The sequence below is a fragment of the Pseudomonas sp. UW4 genome, assembly GCF_000316175.1.
Classification (GTDB): domain Bacteria; phylum Pseudomonadota; class Gammaproteobacteria; order Pseudomonadales; family Pseudomonadaceae; genus Aquipseudomonas; species Aquipseudomonas laurylsulfatiphila.
Genome location: NC_019670.1, coordinates 2,591,135 through 2,607,728, shown reverse-complemented (window position 1 = coordinate 2,607,728; position 16,594 = coordinate 2,591,135). Strand labels below are relative to the sequence as shown.

15 protein-coding genes are annotated in these 16,594 nt (G+C 59.2%); 9 read left to right on the top strand and 6 right to left on the bottom strand.

Translation table 11 applies throughout. The features are described from left to right. Positions 1 to 54: 54 nt before the first annotated feature. From PPUTUW4_RS11325 to PPUTUW4_RS11290, 8 genes are all read left to right on the top strand, one after another. Positions 55 to 1,683: a methyl-accepting chemotaxis protein gene (locus tag PPUTUW4_RS11325; RefSeq protein ID WP_015094769.1), complete on the top strand. Its 1,629-nt coding sequence runs from the start codon at positions 55 to 57 to the stop codon at positions 1,681 to 1,683. Further along, positions 1,680 to 2,363: a TetR/AcrR family transcriptional regulator gene (locus tag PPUTUW4_RS11320; RefSeq protein WP_015094768.1), complete on the top strand. Its 684-nt coding sequence runs from the start codon at positions 1,680 to 1,682 to the stop codon at positions 2,361 to 2,363. Before PPUTUW4_RS11325 ends, PPUTUW4_RS11320 begins: the two co-directional genes overlap by 4 nt. Positions 2,364 to 2,706: 343 nt before the next feature. Beyond that, positions 2,707 to 3,483: an ABC transporter substrate-binding protein gene (locus tag PPUTUW4_RS11315; protein ID WP_015094767.1), complete on the top strand. Its 777-nt coding sequence runs from the start codon at positions 2,707 to 2,709 to the stop codon at positions 3,481 to 3,483. Positions 3,484 to 3,580: 97 nt separating this feature from the next. Further along, positions 3,581 to 4,270, top strand: a complete 690-nt coding sequence (locus PPUTUW4_RS11310; protein WP_007978261.1) for an ABC transporter permease — start codon at positions 3,581 to 3,583, stop codon at positions 4,268 to 4,270. 12 nt (positions 4,271 to 4,282) lie between these two features. Then, entirely contained in the window at positions 4,283 to 4,981 is a 699-nt protein-coding gene (locus tag PPUTUW4_RS11305; protein ID WP_015094766.1) for an ABC transporter permease, read from the top strand. A 9-nt stretch (positions 4,982 to 4,990) separates the two neighbouring features. Further along, the gene (locus PPUTUW4_RS11300; protein ID WP_015094765.1) at positions 4,991 to 6,103 is read left to right on the top strand and encodes a succinylglutamate desuccinylase/aspartoacylase family protein; all 1,113 of its coding nucleotides are present in this window, start codon (positions 4,991 to 4,993) and stop codon (positions 6,101 to 6,103) included. A gap of 18 nt (positions 6,104 to 6,121) precedes the next feature. Continuing rightward, entirely contained in the window at positions 6,122 to 6,886 is a 765-nt protein-coding gene (locus PPUTUW4_RS11295) for an ABC transporter ATP-binding protein (RefSeq protein ID WP_015094764.1), read from the top strand. A gap of 123 nt (positions 6,887 to 7,009) precedes the next feature. Further along, on the top strand, positions 7,010 to 7,918 hold the full coding sequence (locus PPUTUW4_RS11290) for a MurR/RpiR family transcriptional regulator (RefSeq protein WP_015094763.1): 909 nt from the start codon (positions 7,010 to 7,012) through the stop codon (positions 7,916 to 7,918). A gap of 258 nt (positions 7,919 to 8,176) precedes the next feature. Here PPUTUW4_RS11290 and PPUTUW4_RS11285 read toward each other — a convergent pair whose 3' ends face one another. Together PPUTUW4_RS11285 and PPUTUW4_RS11280 are read right to left on the bottom strand one after the other, a co-directional pair. Then, positions 8,177 to 9,550: an IS1182 family transposase gene (locus PPUTUW4_RS11285; RefSeq protein WP_015094762.1), complete on the bottom strand. Its 1,374-nt coding sequence runs from the start codon at positions 9,548 to 9,550 to the stop codon at positions 8,177 to 8,179. A 193-nt stretch (positions 9,551 to 9,743) separates the two neighbouring features. Next, on the bottom strand, positions 9,744 to 10,361 hold the full coding sequence (locus PPUTUW4_RS11280; protein ID WP_015094761.1) for a LysE family translocator: 618 nt from the start codon (positions 10,359 to 10,361) through the stop codon (positions 9,744 to 9,746). Positions 10,362 to 10,426: 65 nt separating this feature from the next. On the opposite strand from PPUTUW4_RS11280, the gene PPUTUW4_RS11275 reads away from it, so the two are divergent. Further along, a complete protein-coding gene (locus PPUTUW4_RS11275; RefSeq protein ID WP_015094760.1) occupies positions 10,427 to 11,344 on the top strand; it encodes a LysR family transcriptional regulator in 918 nt (305 codons plus the stop codon). Between the two features lie 88 nt (positions 11,345 to 11,432). On the opposite strand, the gene PPUTUW4_RS11270 is transcribed toward PPUTUW4_RS11275, so the two are convergent. From PPUTUW4_RS11270 to PPUTUW4_RS11255, 4 genes are all read right to left on the bottom strand, one after another. Beyond that, entirely contained in the window at positions 11,433 to 12,545 is a 1,113-nt protein-coding gene (locus tag PPUTUW4_RS11270; protein WP_041474841.1) for a class II histone deacetylase, read from the bottom strand. A 64-nt stretch (positions 12,546 to 12,609) separates the two neighbouring features. Continuing rightward, the gene (locus tag PPUTUW4_RS11265) at positions 12,610 to 14,073 is read right to left on the bottom strand and encodes a cytosine permease (protein WP_008060375.1); all 1,464 of its coding nucleotides are present in this window, start codon (positions 14,071 to 14,073) and stop codon (positions 12,610 to 12,612) included. A gap of 176 nt (positions 14,074 to 14,249) precedes the next feature. Further along, a complete protein-coding gene (locus PPUTUW4_RS11260; protein ID WP_015094758.1) occupies positions 14,250 to 16,037 on the bottom strand; it encodes a choline dehydrogenase in 1,788 nt (595 codons plus the stop codon). Positions 16,038 to 16,195: 158 nt separating this feature from the next. Next, a complete protein-coding gene (locus PPUTUW4_RS11255) occupies positions 16,196 to 16,555 on the bottom strand; it encodes a cupin domain-containing protein (protein WP_007973008.1) in 360 nt (119 codons plus the stop codon). Positions 16,556 to 16,594 lie beyond the last annotated feature (39 nt).

The following is a 16,594-nucleotide window of genomic DNA, read 5'->3' as shown; positions in this document are numbered from 1 at the left end:
GGACGCGACTGCCGCCTCCGGCTTTCACCTGCCTTCCCTCTCGCGGAGTTGCCCATGCCCGGCTTGCGCAATATTTCCATTAGCCGACGTCTGTGGCTGATTTTGCTGACATCCATCCTGATGCTGCTGATTCTCGCCGGCCTGATGCTCAAGCAGAGCCATGACGACCTTTACACGGCCAAGGCGCTGAAAACCCGCCACGTGGTCGAGACCGCCAGCGGCATCCTGCGCCACTTCCAAAGCCTGGAAGGCCAGGGCCTCAGTCGTGAGCAGGCGCAGCAACAAGCCATCGCGGTCATGCGCGACTTGCGCTACGACGGCCAGGACTACTTCTGGCTCGAAGACCTCGACACGCGCATGGTCATGCACCCCAATGCCAAGCTCGAGGGCAAGCGCATGGCCGGTACACTCGATCCGGACGGCAAGGCGCTGTTCGACGAAATGGTCGCCACCGCCAAACGCGATGGCGCCGGGCTGGTGCACTACCGCTGGCCCAAGCCGGGTTCCGACGCGCCGGTGGAGAAGGTTTCCTACGTCGAACTGTTCAAGCCCTGGGGCTGGATTGTCGGCTCGGGCATCTACATCGACGACGTGCAGGTCGAATTCCGCCGCCAGCTGCTCCAGGCTTTCGTCATATTGCTGACGATCACCCTGCTGCTCAGTACGCTGATCCTGCTGATTGCCCGCAGCATCGCCTCGCCACTGGCGCGGGTAGTTGATGCAATGGAGAACATCGCCAGCGGCGAAGCCGATCTGACCCGCAATCTGGATAACCGCTGGCGCGATGAACTGACAGACTTGAGCGGCCATTTCAACGTGTTCACCAACAAGCTGCGTGGCGTGATCGGCCAGTCCATCCAGTCCGCCGACAGCCTGGACCAGGCTTCGAAGTCACTCGGTGAAATCGCCGCCGATAGCCAGAACCACAGCCAGCAGCAATCGCAGCAGATGGAGCTGGTCGCCGCCGCCATCCATGAGGTTTCCTACGCCGTGCAGGAAGTGGCGAAGAACGCCGAGCACGCGGCCAACGAAGTTCGCCAGGCCGAAGAGCAGGCACGCCGGGGCCAACACAACATCGACAGCAGCCTGCTCCAGATCGACCAGTTGTCCGATACCATCGGCCAGGCCGTCGAGGTGATCCAGAGCCTGGCCCGGGAAAGCACCCAGATCGGCAGCGTGCTGGAAGTGATCCGCGCCATCGCCGAACAGACCAACCTGCTCGCGCTGAACGCCGCCATCGAGGCGGCGCGAGCTGGCGAACAGGGCCGCGGCTTCGCGGTGGTGGCCGACGAAGTGCGCCTGCTGGCACAGCGCACCCAGCAGTCCACCGCGCAAATCCAGGACATGATCGAGCGCCTGCACGGCAACTCGCAAGCCGCGGTGGATGTCATCAATGCCAGCAGCCAGGCCGCTCGACAAACCGTGGAACAGGCCCACCAAACGGCTGAAAGCCTGCACCAGGTACTCGGCGCGCTGCGCAATGTCACTGAACTGAACGCCTCGATCGCCAGCGCCACCCTGGAGCAGTCACACGTGGTCGAAGATATCAACCAGAATGTGACCCGAGCAGCCTCTCTGGCCCACGAAAACGCCCAGGCAGCAGACCGGTCCAATGCGGCGAGCCAGGAACTGGGCCAACTGGCAGGTCAGCTCAATCGGCTGTTGGGGCAGTTTCGCGTATGAGGTGGATGAGCAACATGCAGCCCTCCAAATCCCTTTTTGCCGTACCTGTCGACGAAGAGCGCAACACGCGCTACCTGGAAACTCGGCACAAGGCAGTCGAGCTGTTCGCCAGGCACGGTTTCAGCCGGGTCAGCATGCGCGACCTGGCCACTGGCCTGGGGATCACGGCCGGCTCGCTCTATAACCACATCGATAACAAAGAGGCATTGCTGTTTGAACTGATTGAGGAGCTCTACGAAGCGTTGCTTGATGGCGCCCGCCTGGTGACCCGGCGCAAATCCGCCCCCACTGCACGACTGCACGGCCTGCTTGAGGCGCACCTGCGGCTCCACGAGCGCATGGCCGCGCATTTCCGCCTGGCTGAGTACGACCTCCATTGCTTGAGCTGCGAACAGCAGGCCTTGATCCTGACCCTGCGCGGACGCTACGAGGAGCACCTGGTGGAGGCCATAGAGCAACTCACCGGTCAACCGGCTGGCGCCACCCTGCGCGCAACCATGAACGGCATCGTATCCCTGCTCAATCAACTGCCGGCCTGGGTCGGGAAGCCCCAGGCCGGAATTGGAGCACGCCGCAAGCTGCTGCATGAGATGGTGATGAGTACGCTGCAGGGTGCATTGCGTGCAACTCAGGCCGCAGACCCTACACGCCCGGAAAGGCCACCGCTCCAGCGCTTATGAAGCATGCAGTGGCCAAGCGAAGCCTTGGCCATCAGCCCTATGATTTTGCAGCGACGGCAGCCCTGTCGATCAGCCTGTGAACCGAACGAGAGCCGCCAAAAAGCGCTCTTTCGTCCCCCGGAAAAATCGTTGTGAAAACCCGCAGAAATGCTCACCAGTGCCTGGACCGAACGGCCACAGGTGCACTTTGTCATACCCGAGACTGATATGTTTATTTTCATATCTATTGCATATGGATTTTTATTGTGTCATTTATAACCTCGCCGATCACAGGACTGATCCACCGCGCCACCCCGGATGGCGGGCACCCGTCCCCCCCAATGCCCTCCAGGGAGTCAATAATATGAACAAGACAGAACTTCTAGGTGCTCTGGCGCTATGCGCTTTCAGCTTTCTGGCACATGCCGACGAAGACAGCCTGCGTATCGGTATCGAAGCCGCCTACCCACCCTTCGCCTTCAAGACACCGGAGGGCAACGTCAGCGGGTTCGACTACGACATCGGCAACGCCTTGTGCGAAGAAATGAAGGTCAAGTGCGAGTGGGTCCTTCAGGAGTTCGACGGCATGATCCCTTCGCTCAAAGTGCGCAAGATCGATGCCGTGCTGTCGTCGATGTCCATCACCGAAGACCGGATGAAATCCGTGGACTTCAGCAAAAAGTACTACCACACGCCGGGCAAGTTCGCGATGAAGGCCGGCAACGTGATCAACGACCCTCTGGTCGACCTCAAGGGCAAAAAAGTCGGGGTGCAACGCTCCTCGACCTACGATCGTTTTGCCACCGAGCAACTGGAAAAAGCCGGCGTCGTCGTGGTGCGCTACTCCTCGCAGAATGAAGCCTTCCTCGACCTCGCCTCGGGTCGTCTGGACGCCACCCTCGCCGACATCGTCAACACCGATGAGAGTTTCATCAAGACACCGGCGGGCCAGGGTTTCGCATTGACCGGGCCCGACATCAACGACCCGAAATATTTTGGCCGGGGCGCCGGGATCGCCGTGCGCAAAGGCGACAGTGCCAACGTTGCGCGCCTGAATGCCGCGATCGATGCCATTCGCGCCAACGGCAAGTACCAGCAAGTGATGGCCAGGTACTTCGCGTTCGATATCTACGGCGAGTAAGCCAGCCCCCTGAAACCTGACCCCGGCGCCGCCCCCTGCAGGCGTCTGCCGGGGTTTGTCCTGCGCGCTTCGCGGCGCTCGCTTGAGGAACTTCATCATGCTCCACGGCTACGGATCGAGCATTCTCGATGGCGCCTGGCTGACCATCAACCTGGCCTTGACCTCCATGTCCCTGGCGATTGCCCTGGGCCTGATCGGTGCGGCCTTTCGCCTGTCGCCGCTCAAATGGCTGGCCCTGCTCGGGGAAAGCTACACCACCCTGATTCGCGGTATTCCAGACCTGGTGCTGATCCTGCTGATCTTCTACGGCGGCCAGGACCTGGTGAACCGCCTCGCCCTGGCGCTCGGTTACACCCGCTATATCGACATCAACCCCTACATCGCCGGCGTCTGCACCATGGGCTTCATTTTTGGCGCCTACCTCTCGGAAACCTTTCGCGGCGCCTTCATGGCGATCCCCAAAGGCCAGGCCGAGGCCGGCGTGGCCTATGGCATGGGCGGTGCGCAGGTGTTCTGGCGAATCCTGGTACCGCAGATGATTCGTTTCGCCATTCCCGGGTTCACCAACAACTGGTTGGTACTGACCAAATCCACCGCGCTGATCTCGGTGATCGGCTTGCAGGACATGATGTTCAAAGCCAAGAACGCAGCGGATGCCACACACGAGCCCTTCACGTTTTTCCTCGCGGTGGCGGCGCTGTACCTGATGCTCACCAGCCTGTCCTTGCTGGTGCTGCGCTATCTGGAAAAACACTATTCGGTCGGCATCAAAGCCGCCGAATTGTGAGGGGAGCCACCCATGATTCTCGACTACAACCTGATCTGGGAAAACCTGCCGCTGTACTTCAATGGCGCCTTGTTGACCCTCAAAGTCCTGCTGATTTCCCTGGCCCTGGGCCTGGTATTGGCGATTCCGCTGGCGCTGATGCGGGTCTCGCGATCGCCGCTGATCAACTTCCCGGCCTGGCTCTATACCTACGTGATTCGCGGCACGCCAATGCTGGTGCAATTGTTCCTGATCTATTACGGCCTGGCGCAGTTCGAAGCGGTGCGCCAAAGCGTGCTCTGGCCGTACCTCTCCAGCGCCACCTTTTGCGCCTGCCTGGCCTTCGCGATCAACACCAGTGCCTATAGCGCAGAGCTGCTGGCCGGCAGTTTGAAATCCACCAACCACGGCGAGATCGAAGCCGCCAGGGCCATGGGCATGTCCCGCCTGACCCTGTACCGGCGCATTCTCATGCCGTCGGCCTTGCGCCGGGCATTGCCGCAGTACAGCAACGAAGTGCTGATGATGCTGCAAACCACCAGCCTGGCCTCCATCGTCACCCTCGTCGACATCACCGGAGCCGCGCGGACTGTCAGCTCACGGTTCTATCTGCCGTTCGAGGCATTTATCACCGCCGGCCTCATCTACCTCGCCCTGACCTTCATTCTGGTGCGTCTGTTCAAGCTGGCCGAGCGCCGCTGGCTGGCGTACCAGGCACCGCGCAAGCACTAAGGAGCTGACATGGAGCACATTCAACACTTGTTGCCGTGGAGTGCCTCGGGCACCGAACGCACGCTGTCGCTGTTCCGCTTTGGCAGTGGAGCACGCAAGGCCTACATCCAGGCGTCATTGCATGCCGACGAGTTGCCGGGGATGCGCGTCACCGTGGAACTCAAGCGCCGTCTGCTGGAACTGGAAACTCAAGGCCGCCTGACCGGGGTGATCGAGTTGGTGCCCATGGCCAACCCGATCGGTATCGCCCAGATGTTCCAGGCCACCCATCAGGGGCGTTTCGAGTTTTCCAGCGGCAAGAACTTCAATCGCGACTTCCCGGAGTTGGTCGATGCCGTTGCACCGCTGCTGGAAGGCAAATTGACAGACGATGCCGACGCCAACATCGCCCTGATCCGCCGCGCCATGGGCGATGCCCTCGCAGCCCTGCCGGCACCGGCCTCGGAACTCGACGGCCTGCGCCGCCTGTTGCTGCAGCATGCCTGTGACGCCGATGTGGTGCTGGACCTGCACTGCGACTTCGAATCGATCATGTTGCTGTATGCGATGCCGCAACACTGGCCACGCTTGCAGTCACTGGCCGCACGCCTCGGCGCGCAAGTCACGTTGCTGGCCGAAGGTGCTGGCGGCAGCGCCTTCGACGAAGCCTGCGCCATTGCCTGGCTGCGCCTGGCCGAGCGGTTTCCCGAAGCCGATATTCCCCTGGCGTGCGCGGCCACCACCATCGAATTGCGCGGCATGGCAGACACCGGGCGCGAACAATGCGCCGACAGCGCCCAAGCCATTCTCGGCTATCTCGCCGAACAGGGCCTGATCAGCGGTGACTGGCCAGCGGCACCGCCGAGCCGTTGCCAGGCCATGCCATTCGCCGGCGCCCAGTACGCCTGTGCGCCCCATCCCGGTGTAGTGAGCTTTCTGCAACCGCTGGGTGCCCAGGTCAAGGTCGGCGATCCGCTGTTCGAAGTCATCGACCCGCTGACCGACCGCCATAGCGTGGTAAGCGCCAGCACCGACGGCATTCTCTATGCCCGCGAACGCCTGCGTTTTGCCCAGCCTGGATTGTGGCTGGCCAAAGTGGCAGGCATCACCCCCATTCGCCAGGGTCGCTTGCTCAGCGACTGATTCCAGAGAGTTCAAACCATGTACAAACTTGAAGTTCAGGACCTGCATAAAAGCTACGGCGCACACCAGGTGCTCAAGGGCGTGTCCCTGCAAGCGCAGGCCGGCGACGTGATCAGCATGATCGGCTCCAGCGGCTCCGGCAAAAGTACCTTCCTGCGCTGCATCAACCTGCTGGAGCAACCCAATGCAGGCAACATCGTGCTCAATGGCGAACCGCTCAAGCTGGTGACCAACAAACTTGGCGGGCTGAAAGCGGCCGAACCCAGGCAGTTACAGCGCATGCGTTCGCAGCTGTCGATGGTGTTTCAACACTTCAACCTCTGGTCGCACATGAGCGCTCTGGAAAACGTCATGGAAGCCCCGGTGCATGTGCAGGGCCAAAGCAAGAAAGAGGCACGGGAAAAGGCCGAGCACTACCTGAACAAAGTCGGTGTGGCGCACCGCATGCACGCCTGGCCGGCGCACATGTCCGGTGGCGAGCAGCAGCGCGTGGCGATTGCCCGCGCACTGGCGATGGAGCCGCAGGTGATGCTGTTCGATGAGCCGACGTCGGCCCTCGACCCCGAACTGGTCGGCGAAGTGCTCAAAGTCATGCAGGACCTGGCACAGGAAGGCCGCACCATGGTGGTGGTGACTCACGAAATGGGCTTTGCCCGCGAGGTTTCCAACCAACTGGTGTTCCTGCACAAGGGCGTTGTCGAAGAGCGCGGCGACCCGCGTGAGGTGCTGGTCAACCCGCAGTCCGAACGCCTGCGGCAGTTTCTGGCCGGGAGCCTGAAGTAAGACCGCCACCCGTCCACTGCTCGGCGCTGCCCTGACCAGGCAGGCTTGGGATACACTCCGGCCAACCTTGTCAGGGCATCAGGCACAGCCCTTCTCTCACCATCAGGAATCGTTGAGCCGGATATGCCAACCCCATCGAAAGACACCACTGTCTATGCCGCGCCGGTCATGCGCAAACTGACGGAAATCGTTTCCGAACTGCCACCGTCACTGCGCAAGGTAGCGGACTTTATCCTGCGTCACCCGCTCAAGGCCGCGACGCTGACCATCGAGGAGATGGCTCACGAAACACTGACCTCGCCCGCCGCCGTCAACCGCCTGGCCAAAGCGCTGGACCTCGGTGGCTACAGCGGCATGAAGGCCGAGCTGGTCGCCACCTTGCAGCAGATGGTCTCGCCGGTGGACAAACTGCGCAACGAACTGGCTCATCGACCGGGCGGCGCGTTTGGCCTGCATGAACAACTGCAGAGCGCCAGCAGCAACCTGGCCACGGCGGTGACCAACAACCACGCCAACACCTTTGAAGCCTTCGTCACTCGCCTGAGCACGGCACGCAAAATCTACATCCTGGGCTTCGGCAACAGTGTTTACTTCGCCGGCCTCGCCGCGTCGACCCTGATGCCCTTCTGTGCCGACGCCACGGCCATCAGCATGGAGGGTGGCAACGAAAATGCCGCCTACCGCCTGGCCGCGATTACCGATCAGGACGTGTTGCTGGCAATCTCCCTGCCCCGCTACTCCCTCGACACCCTGCAACTGGCACGCTTCGCCAACGAACGCGGCGCATCGGTGCTGGCAATCACCGACTCACCGGCCTCACCGCTCACCGGCATTGCCGAGCACACGCTGTTTGCCCCTTGCGACCACCCGGTACTGACCAGCTCCAACATCGCCGTACTGGCCCTGATCGAAGGCCTGGTCGCCGGCGTGATGGCGCGCAATAAGGAAGCGGTCAAACTGGCAACCGAACTGACTGAAAGCGTGATGTCGTACCTGCACATTCCCGCCAGTGGTAAACCCGCGAAGAAGTGATTGCGTTGTCGATTTGCCTTGCAGACCCGGGCCGTCACTGACAGCCATGGGTTGAATCCACAGTCGTTTTCTGCCTCTCGCGACGGGCAGAAAACGGCCGATTCTGTTGAAAAAGTCGGATTTTCAGATCACCTGAACTCAGGCACGACCACCACCGAAGAACCTACTCACCACATTGAGTGGTTTCTCGGCCCTTCGTTGACCGTTGCTGCTCAGTTAGTGGGTTAATTTGAGGTTTTTTGCTGAGTGCAGGCGCACCTATCCCGTGAGCGGTGGCCCTTGAGAGGTAAATTTGGCCAGCCGACGCAGGTTCTGCACCGCAGCAGCCAGCGTGAACTCATCGGTCGCGCCACTCATACCACGTAGTCGCAAGCGATCCAGTTTCAGGATGCGCTTGAGGTGGGCAAACAACATTTCGACCTTCTTGCGTTCGTGGCGAGAGCGCACGTACGCAGGTGTCGCTGCGATGCGTCGAGCCACATCACGAGCGGCTTCATGGACGCTGCGGACGATCTTGCGAAACGCAGTGTTCGGGCAACACTTGGCCTTCATCGGACAGGCTACGCAGTCGGCCTGTCGGGATCGGAAGATGATGGTGTTGGCTTTGGTGACGTGCGAACGCTCGTTTTTGAAGGCTCGCCATTCGCTACGTAATGCATTGCCGGCCGGACAGCGGTATTCCTCAGCCTCTTCATTCCAGTGGAAATCGTTGCTCGAAAAACTGTCGTTCTTGCGCTCGGTTTTGTCCCACACCGGCACATGCGGCTCGATGTCCTTTTCCTCTACCATCCAGGCCAACATAGGCGCGGTTCCGTAAGCGGTGTCGCCAATAAGGCGTTCCGGCTTGATGTCGAACTGCGCCTCGACCCGGTCAATCATGATCTTGGTGCTCTCGACCTCAGCTGTGCGATGAGCCGGTGTAGGTTCCACATCCACGATGACACCGTGCTCGGTATCGATCAGATAATTCGTGGAGTAAGCGTAGAACGCTGGGCCACCTGGAGCTGCGGTCCAGCGGGCTTGAGGATCAGTGAGCGATAGACGTTTCGGCAGCGTTTCGGCCAGAGCCTCTTCATCGAGGGCCTCAAGGTACTCACGCACGGCGCGGGTGCTCAGGGCCGGATCGCTCCAGTTGACCGGTTCGTCACCCGGTACGCCGCGCTGCCGACTCGCATCCGCTTTGATGATGCTGGCGTCCACGGCAAAGCCTTCGCCCTTGACCAGACCCGCATCCATGCAGCGACGCAGCACTTCATTGAACAGCCAGCGAAATAGATCGCTGTCCCGAAAACGGCCGTGTCGATTTTTGGAAAAGGTCGAGTGATTGGGCACTTCATCTTCAAGGCTCAACCGGCAGAACCAGCGATACGCCAGGTTCAAATGGGCCTCTTCGCACAGCCGCCGCTCGGAGCGAATGCCGTAGCAATAGCCCACGATCAGCATGCGGATCATCAGTTCGGGATCAATCGACGGACGCCCAATCGGGCTATAGAAGTCGGCGAGGTAATGGCGCAGGTCGCCTAGATCGAGACACTGATCAATGCTGCGCAGAAGGTGATTGGCGGGGATGTGATCTTCAAGGTTGAACGAGTAAAACAGCCGTTCCTGCCCACTCGATAACTGTCCCATCATGCTGCGTGCGTCCCTGCTGGCCAATGCGAGAATTTTGCCGCAGGCCAGACAGGGGAGCTACTTTTTCAACAGCATCGGCCAGAAGCAGTCATTCAAACTGCCCAATTAAAGACTCATACACAAAAGAGTCAGGTCGAGAAACAACTCGAACATGCGGCGTGCTTGAAAGGCCCTGCGCAAGGGCTAATTCAACTCAGACTGAACGCTGAGCAATAGTCAGTAATATCCCGAAGCTCACGAGTAGGCCGCCAAAAACCCGGTCAATCCATTGTCGTGCAGCCACCAGTTTCTCGCGCACCATTCCCGCTGAGAAGCAAAGCGCGACGAGGCTGAACCACATTGCGTGCGCCCCAGCGATAAACAGCCCATATGCAATTTGCATTGTCAGGGCGGTGTCCGGTTGTATTACCCCCATGAACAGACTGACGATGAAGATCGATGTTTTCGGATTCAACGCGTTCGTGAGAAATCCCGTCCGCAGAGCTGCCAGGTCGGACATGGCGGGTGGCGGTGCGTCTAGCTGTTCGATAGCCGGCTTGGAACGAAGCATTTTGATGCCTAGATAGACGAGATACGCAGCTCCAGCCAGCTTCAGCGCATTGAACAACCAAGGCGTTTGTTGAAGCACTAACCCAAGTCCGAGCAGCGTATAGCAGACGTGGACAAGCACCCCCATACCAATTCCTACAGCTGTGAGGACGCCCGCCCGTCGAGACAGCAGCAATCCGTTGCGAGAAACCATGGCGAAATCTGGCCCAGGACTGATGCATGCGAGTATTGTAATGGTGATTACTGCTATCCATTCGCTCATGCGAAACCCTTCAATTATTGGTAGTAGAAAGCGATTTTTACAGATCCTGCTCTTTGGTAATAACGATGGTTTCTGATGAACATAGTGACTTCAAATCACTAATCACCGAGGCTCGCCTGCCTTCTCTGCTCGCGTTGCGTTGCTTCGAATCCGCCGGACGGTTCGAAAACTTCGCACGCGCGGCTGACGAACTGCACCTGACACCAGGAGCCATAAGTCGAGCAGTGCGCTTGCTTGAAGAGGATCTGGGCGTTGACCTGTTCGAGCGGCGTAACCGAAGGGTTTTTTTAACTGACGCCGGCAAACGCCTGGCGAAAGCAGTTAGTGAAGGGCTTGGATTGATGAACCAGGCAGTTCGCGAGATACGCACCGACGCCCGTCGTACCCGCCAGCTTGTCCTGTCCTGCGAGCCAACGCTTTTAATGCGATGGTTGATTCCTCGCTGGAACGACTTCCAAACACAACTTCGGGGGCTAGACATTCATTTAGTGGCCGGCGGCGGCATCTTTTCATTCGACCATGGCATCGACTTGGCCATTCGGCGGGACGATTTTCCTCGCCCCTCCGACTATCATGCTGAGACCCTATTCCCTGAGAAGATCGGCCCTGTATGCCGGCCGGAAAAGGTAGATCAATGGTTTGGCAAAAGCAGGAAATGCCTGCGTTCCTCGGCCCCGCTGCTTCAGACTAATAGCCGACCTACAGCTTGGCAGGAGTGGGCTACTGCAAAAGGACTGCTCGCTCCTGCCATGGAGATGCAATCTTTTGAGCACTTTTATTTCAGCATCCAGGCGGCTGTCGCGGGCCTGGGGGTGGCCATTGGCCCATGGCACTTAGTGCATGACGATATCCAGAGCGGCGTTTTAGCCGCGCCATTAGGATTTATTGAAGACGGCTCACGCTATTGCCTGTTATCTCCCAACCCCCCTCAGCCAGGCAGCTTGGAAATGGATTTACTTAATTGGTTGCAGACAGTGGGCTGAGTCTTGTCGAGGCGCAGCGCTTGTCAGCACTGGCGCCTCATCGCCAAATGGCTCGCCCCCTTCGGTGGAAGGCTATTGAAATTCCCCGTTATCGCGCGCTCTTGGATCCATCAGGTACTCCCGTGAGAAGTTGTTCACACGCTCGTATCGCTGCGTCATGGTGCGGCAACAAAGCTTGTTCCGGAAGATTCGCGACTGTGTTCATCCATGGGTCCTCGACTGCGGTTCGCCGCCCTGCAAGTGTTTCAACCACGGCAAGACCGCAGAATGGTCCCATCAGCGGATCGTAGCCCCCCTCATGCACAGCGACGACCCGCGATTTGCACACTTCTTCAGCCAGATTCATCACCTGAGTCGTCAGCTCGCGATATGCCCCGGAGTACAAGAGTTGGCGGCCAAAGGGGTCCATCGCAGCGGAGTCAAATCCGCTCGCAATCACGATGAGATCCGGTTGAAAACGGCGGACCGCAGGCATTACGATACGCTCGAACGCGCCCAGGTAGGCCCCTCGGCCCGACCCTGCGGGTAGTGGAATATTCAGGTTGGCACCTAGTCCGGGACCCGTTCCGATGTCTTGTACCTTTCCGCGTCCGATGGGGTAAAGGTCGTCCTGGTGAAGAGAGATCGTCAGCACCGACGGATCGTCATAAAAAAGGGTCTCGGTCCCGTTACCATGATGAACATCCCAGTCGATGACCGCGACTCGTTTCACCGCTCCTGTTTGCTGCAGATGGCGGATTCCGACCGCGGTGTTGTGGAATATGCAATAGCCCATACCCTGATTGGCAATCGCATGATGTCCTGGCGGTCGAATGAGCGCGTAGGCGTTCGTCACAGTACCCGATACAACTGCATTGAACGCCGAGATGACAGCGCCTGCTGCAAGTCTGGCAATGTCTGCCGATCCTGGTCCGACGGGCGTTTCACCGTCGCCTGCATCGCTCCAGACAGGACCGATCGGGTTCAGGATTCGATCGACATACTCCGGAGTGTGTACCCGCAACAGATCGGCTTCAGAGGCCGGAGTGAAGGGTAACGGAACAAGGTATTGATCGAGGCCGCTTCGCTTGACGAGGCTTGCAAAGCGTCGCTTGGTATCGCCCTTCTCAGGATGGTCGATGGGTTCCTGCCACGGTAGGCTCCAAGCCCGCGTGTCATGAGTCATAAATCTTTCGTCCCAAATCCAGCCGGTTGTCGTCATGGTTCTAACTCTACTTTTTCGTGTCGATAGGGATAAGTTCTTTGCCCGAAACATCGGGCTGCCTTCATAGCTCGCCAGCTATTCCTTCTTTTTCCACCAGGCTTCGCTCGTAGCTCAAATCAAGAGTCCGAGATGTGAGCAAATAGAGGAGGCTTGCGACTACAAGACCTACAAACATCGAGATGTCGATATCACCCATCCGGTGAGCTATCCATCCAGTGAAAGGCTCGGTGACAAAAAACGGCACCATCGTCACCAGTGCTCCGATATAGGCGACGTTTCCTTGCCATCCCCATCGGCCGTAAATACCGGCCGGATTGAAGAGTTCGCGGATCGAATAACACCCCTTGCGAACGATATAAAAGTCCACCAGGTTTATTGCAGTCCATGGTGTGAACAGATAGGCCAGAAATACCAATACGTTGCCGTAGAAAACATTGAATTGTTCCTCCCCGACCATTGCCGCGACAACGCCTACGGACAGGGTCATCGCGACGATTGTGATGCCCCTCAAAAACAACGATGGCCGGACCCGACGGAAACAGTCAACGATCGAGATCAGGGTCAAGCTGCCTCCGTAAGCGTTGAGCGCCATCACCACCAGAAGTCCGATGAACAACAATGCGACGGCTATTCGACCACCTCCTGCCATCAGGGCGTCGCCACCTTGCGCGATCGCCATGATGACGGAGACGCCGGGGGTCGCTGCCGCGAGCAAGGAGCCAAGGCCGATCACCCATAGCGCTGATATCGCTGAAGGCAGATAGGTCCACAGGAACGACGATCGAGTGGAAACGGTGGGTGGGAGGTAGCGGGAGTAGTCCGATACGTATGGCGCCCAACCAAGCTGGAAACCTGCGACGATTACGAAGGTGGTCGCGAACGAATGCCATTGAATGGGCCCCGGAGTGAAAGCCCCCGAAGGAATCCCGCCCCGCGCCACTGCAGCAAAGGTGAGTATCACAACCGTCAAGGCCAGCGGTGCGACCAGGAATCGGTTAACCCGATGGATCCACCGGTAGCCATACAGCGCCAAGGTGCCGGCGATCAATACCGCGATTGGGAACCCCCAGGAAGTTGGAATCCCGAGGAGGAAATGCAGACTCGATCCTGCAAGGATCGCGTCGGCGACGTTGTAGTTGAAGTAGTTCACAAAGGCGAAGACCCACACCGTGATTGCGGCCCCTAAAAATCCGAACTGTGCTCTGGACTGAACTAACTGCGGTAGACCCAGGTGAGGCCCCTGCGAAGAATGCAGAGCCATGAAAAGGGTTCCGAACAGTGAACCGAACACGGTGGCAACCAGAGTCCAGAACAGTGAACCGCCAAGCGCCAGTGTGGTAACGCCGGTAGCCATTGCGGTCAGGTTGATGTTGGCAACTAACCAGACCGCACCGAGATGTCGCACCGTGCCATGGCGCTCCGACACCGGTACGAAATCTACAGAGCGCCGTTCCGCACCATCGAGTCGGCCCTGCTGAATGACAGGCGTCACCGTGGCTGTTTTCCCGTTTGATGTCGTTCCCATTTTCTTGTTTTCCTAATTGAGATTGATCGGGGCTGAATCACTGAGGCTTCATTCATCAAGCTTTCTGGGGCACCCTCCAATTGCTGGTCAATCGCAGTAACTTTTATTACCTGTACAGCTGAAAGCAGAACGAAAGCTCGATTATGCGAAGCTTCGTTGCCCGGTAACGCTGTGACTCAACCCGCCACCATCGGCAGCTGTTGTCCCTTGGCATTTTCCAATAACGCGGCCGCTAGCCGATTTCGCTCGCTGGAATAGTCTCGGGTGATATTGGGGCCGCGTTGCCGGGTGGCCCATTGCGGATCTGCCAGTAACTCGGCGCCCTGCGCCTCCGGCAGGTGACGGCCACGGATCAAATCGGACAGCCGTTCGGCCAGCATCAGTGTTGGTGCCTGCAAGTCGCCAGCTGTGGCGGCGGGCATCAGCGAGGCATCTACCACCCGCAGCGCCTCCACGCCGCGCACCCGACCGTCGGGGAATGTCACCGCAGCTTCGTCGCTGCCCATACGACAAGTGCCGCAGGGATGGTAGGCGCTTTCCAACTTCTGCTTGAGAAAGGCATCTATGGCCGCATCGTCCTGCACTGCCGCGCCCGGGGCCAGTTCTCGGCCCCGATAAGGGGCGAAGGCCGGCTGGGCAAAGATCTCCCGCGTTAGGCGCACGCAGGCCCTGAACTCCGTCCAATCATCGCTATGGGTCATGTAGTTGAAGCGTACTCGCGGCAAACTTTCCGGACGGGCGTCACGCAGCCTGACCCAACCGCGGCTCTTCGAACGCTTTGTGCCGACATGCACCTGGAAGCCATGCCCGGCGGCGAGTGTCTGCCCGTCATAGGAGATGGCCAGCGGCAGGAAGTGAAACTGGATGTCGGGATAAACGATGCCCGCCCGGCTGCGAATATGACCGCCGCTCTCGAAGTGGTTGGTCGCACCAGGCCCGCGCCGGGTAGCGAGCCACTCGATACCGATCTTGGCCTTGCCCAGAAGGCTCTGGGTGGGAAACAGGCTAACCGGCTGGGTGCACTCCATCTGGAGGTAGAGCTCCATATGATCCATCAGGTTTTCGCCCACTTCGGGTGAGTCATGGATCACCGCAATACCCTGCTGCGCGAGCTCCCTCGCAGGTCCCACGCCCGATCGCTTGAGGATCACCGGAGACATGATGGCCCCAGCTGACAGGATGACTTCCCGCGTGGCCATGGCTCGGGCAGGCTTGCCCGCTACCGAAAACAAAACACCGGTTGCTCGTCGGCCATCGAACATCACCCGGTCAACTAGGCCGCCCTTGATTACACGTACGTTCCCCCGGGCGATGGCAGGCCGCAGATAGGCCCGGGCAGCGCTCATGCGGCGCCCGTCGCAAACGTTCATTTCCATCGGTCCGAAGCCTTCGTGCTGCCGATTGTTCATGTTGTCACTTAAAGCGTAGCCGGCCTCGTTCCCGGCTTTGACGAAGGCCCGATAGAGTGGATTGGTTTCCGGCCCCCGCTTGATGTGCATCGGCCCATTGACCCCGCGCAGAGAGCCTCCGCCCTCGACGTTTTCCAGACGCTGGAAGTAAGGCAGCACGTTGGACCAGCGCCAGCCATCGGCACCCAGCGCCTCCCATAGCTCATAATCCATGGGGTTTCCGCGAACCCAACACATGCCGTTGATCGACGATGAGCCGCCCAGCCCTTTGCCACGGGGCAGGTTCACTTGCCGCCCATCCAGGCCAGGCTCCGGCTCGGTCTTCATACCCCAGTTGAAGCGTTTGGTGTTCATCGGGATCGACAGTGCGGCCGGCATCGACACGAAGAGCGAGGCATCGCTGCCACCCGCCTCGATCACCAATATCCGCAAGTCCGGGTCTTCACCAAGGCGATTGGCCATAACGCAACCGGCTGCGCCGGCACCGACGATGATGTAGTCATAGCGCCCTTCGTCTTGCGGGCTGGATAACGATGTTTGCTTAAGAGTCGACATGGTAATGATTCCCACAGACGTAATGCTGGAGGCAGACCCATTCACCCCGCTCGGCAATGTCTGCGCCAGGTTCAGGGTCCGGGTTGGTTTAAAGGAGCGATTGCTCAGATTGGGCTTTGCGATTGATTGTTATGACTCGCACCCAACTCTTCAGCTGGCTAACCGACAATCACATAAAACTTCAACATCGGAACTGGCTGACGCCACACGCCACGAAACCCCTTGGGCACCAGAAAGGAATCACCTTGGGTATAGGTTTCGCAGAAACCGTCTGCTTCGAGAGTGACCTCGCCCTCCAGTACCACCATGAACTCATCAGCCGGATAATTCTCGTAACGCTCGGTGTAGGGTTCGCAGCGCCAGATACCCGACTTCACTGGTGGTTCGCTACGGCAGAAGTAGGCATGATCCAGGCCCATCGGCCGGCCTTCGATCAGTTCGGCATGTTCAAGAGCCTCGTTCGGCAATTGCTGCCAGTCACTTGGGCCGGTCGAAGAAAAACGGATTGGTAGGAGCATTATGAAACCTCGGAATTGCGTGTTGGGATTGACGTCCAA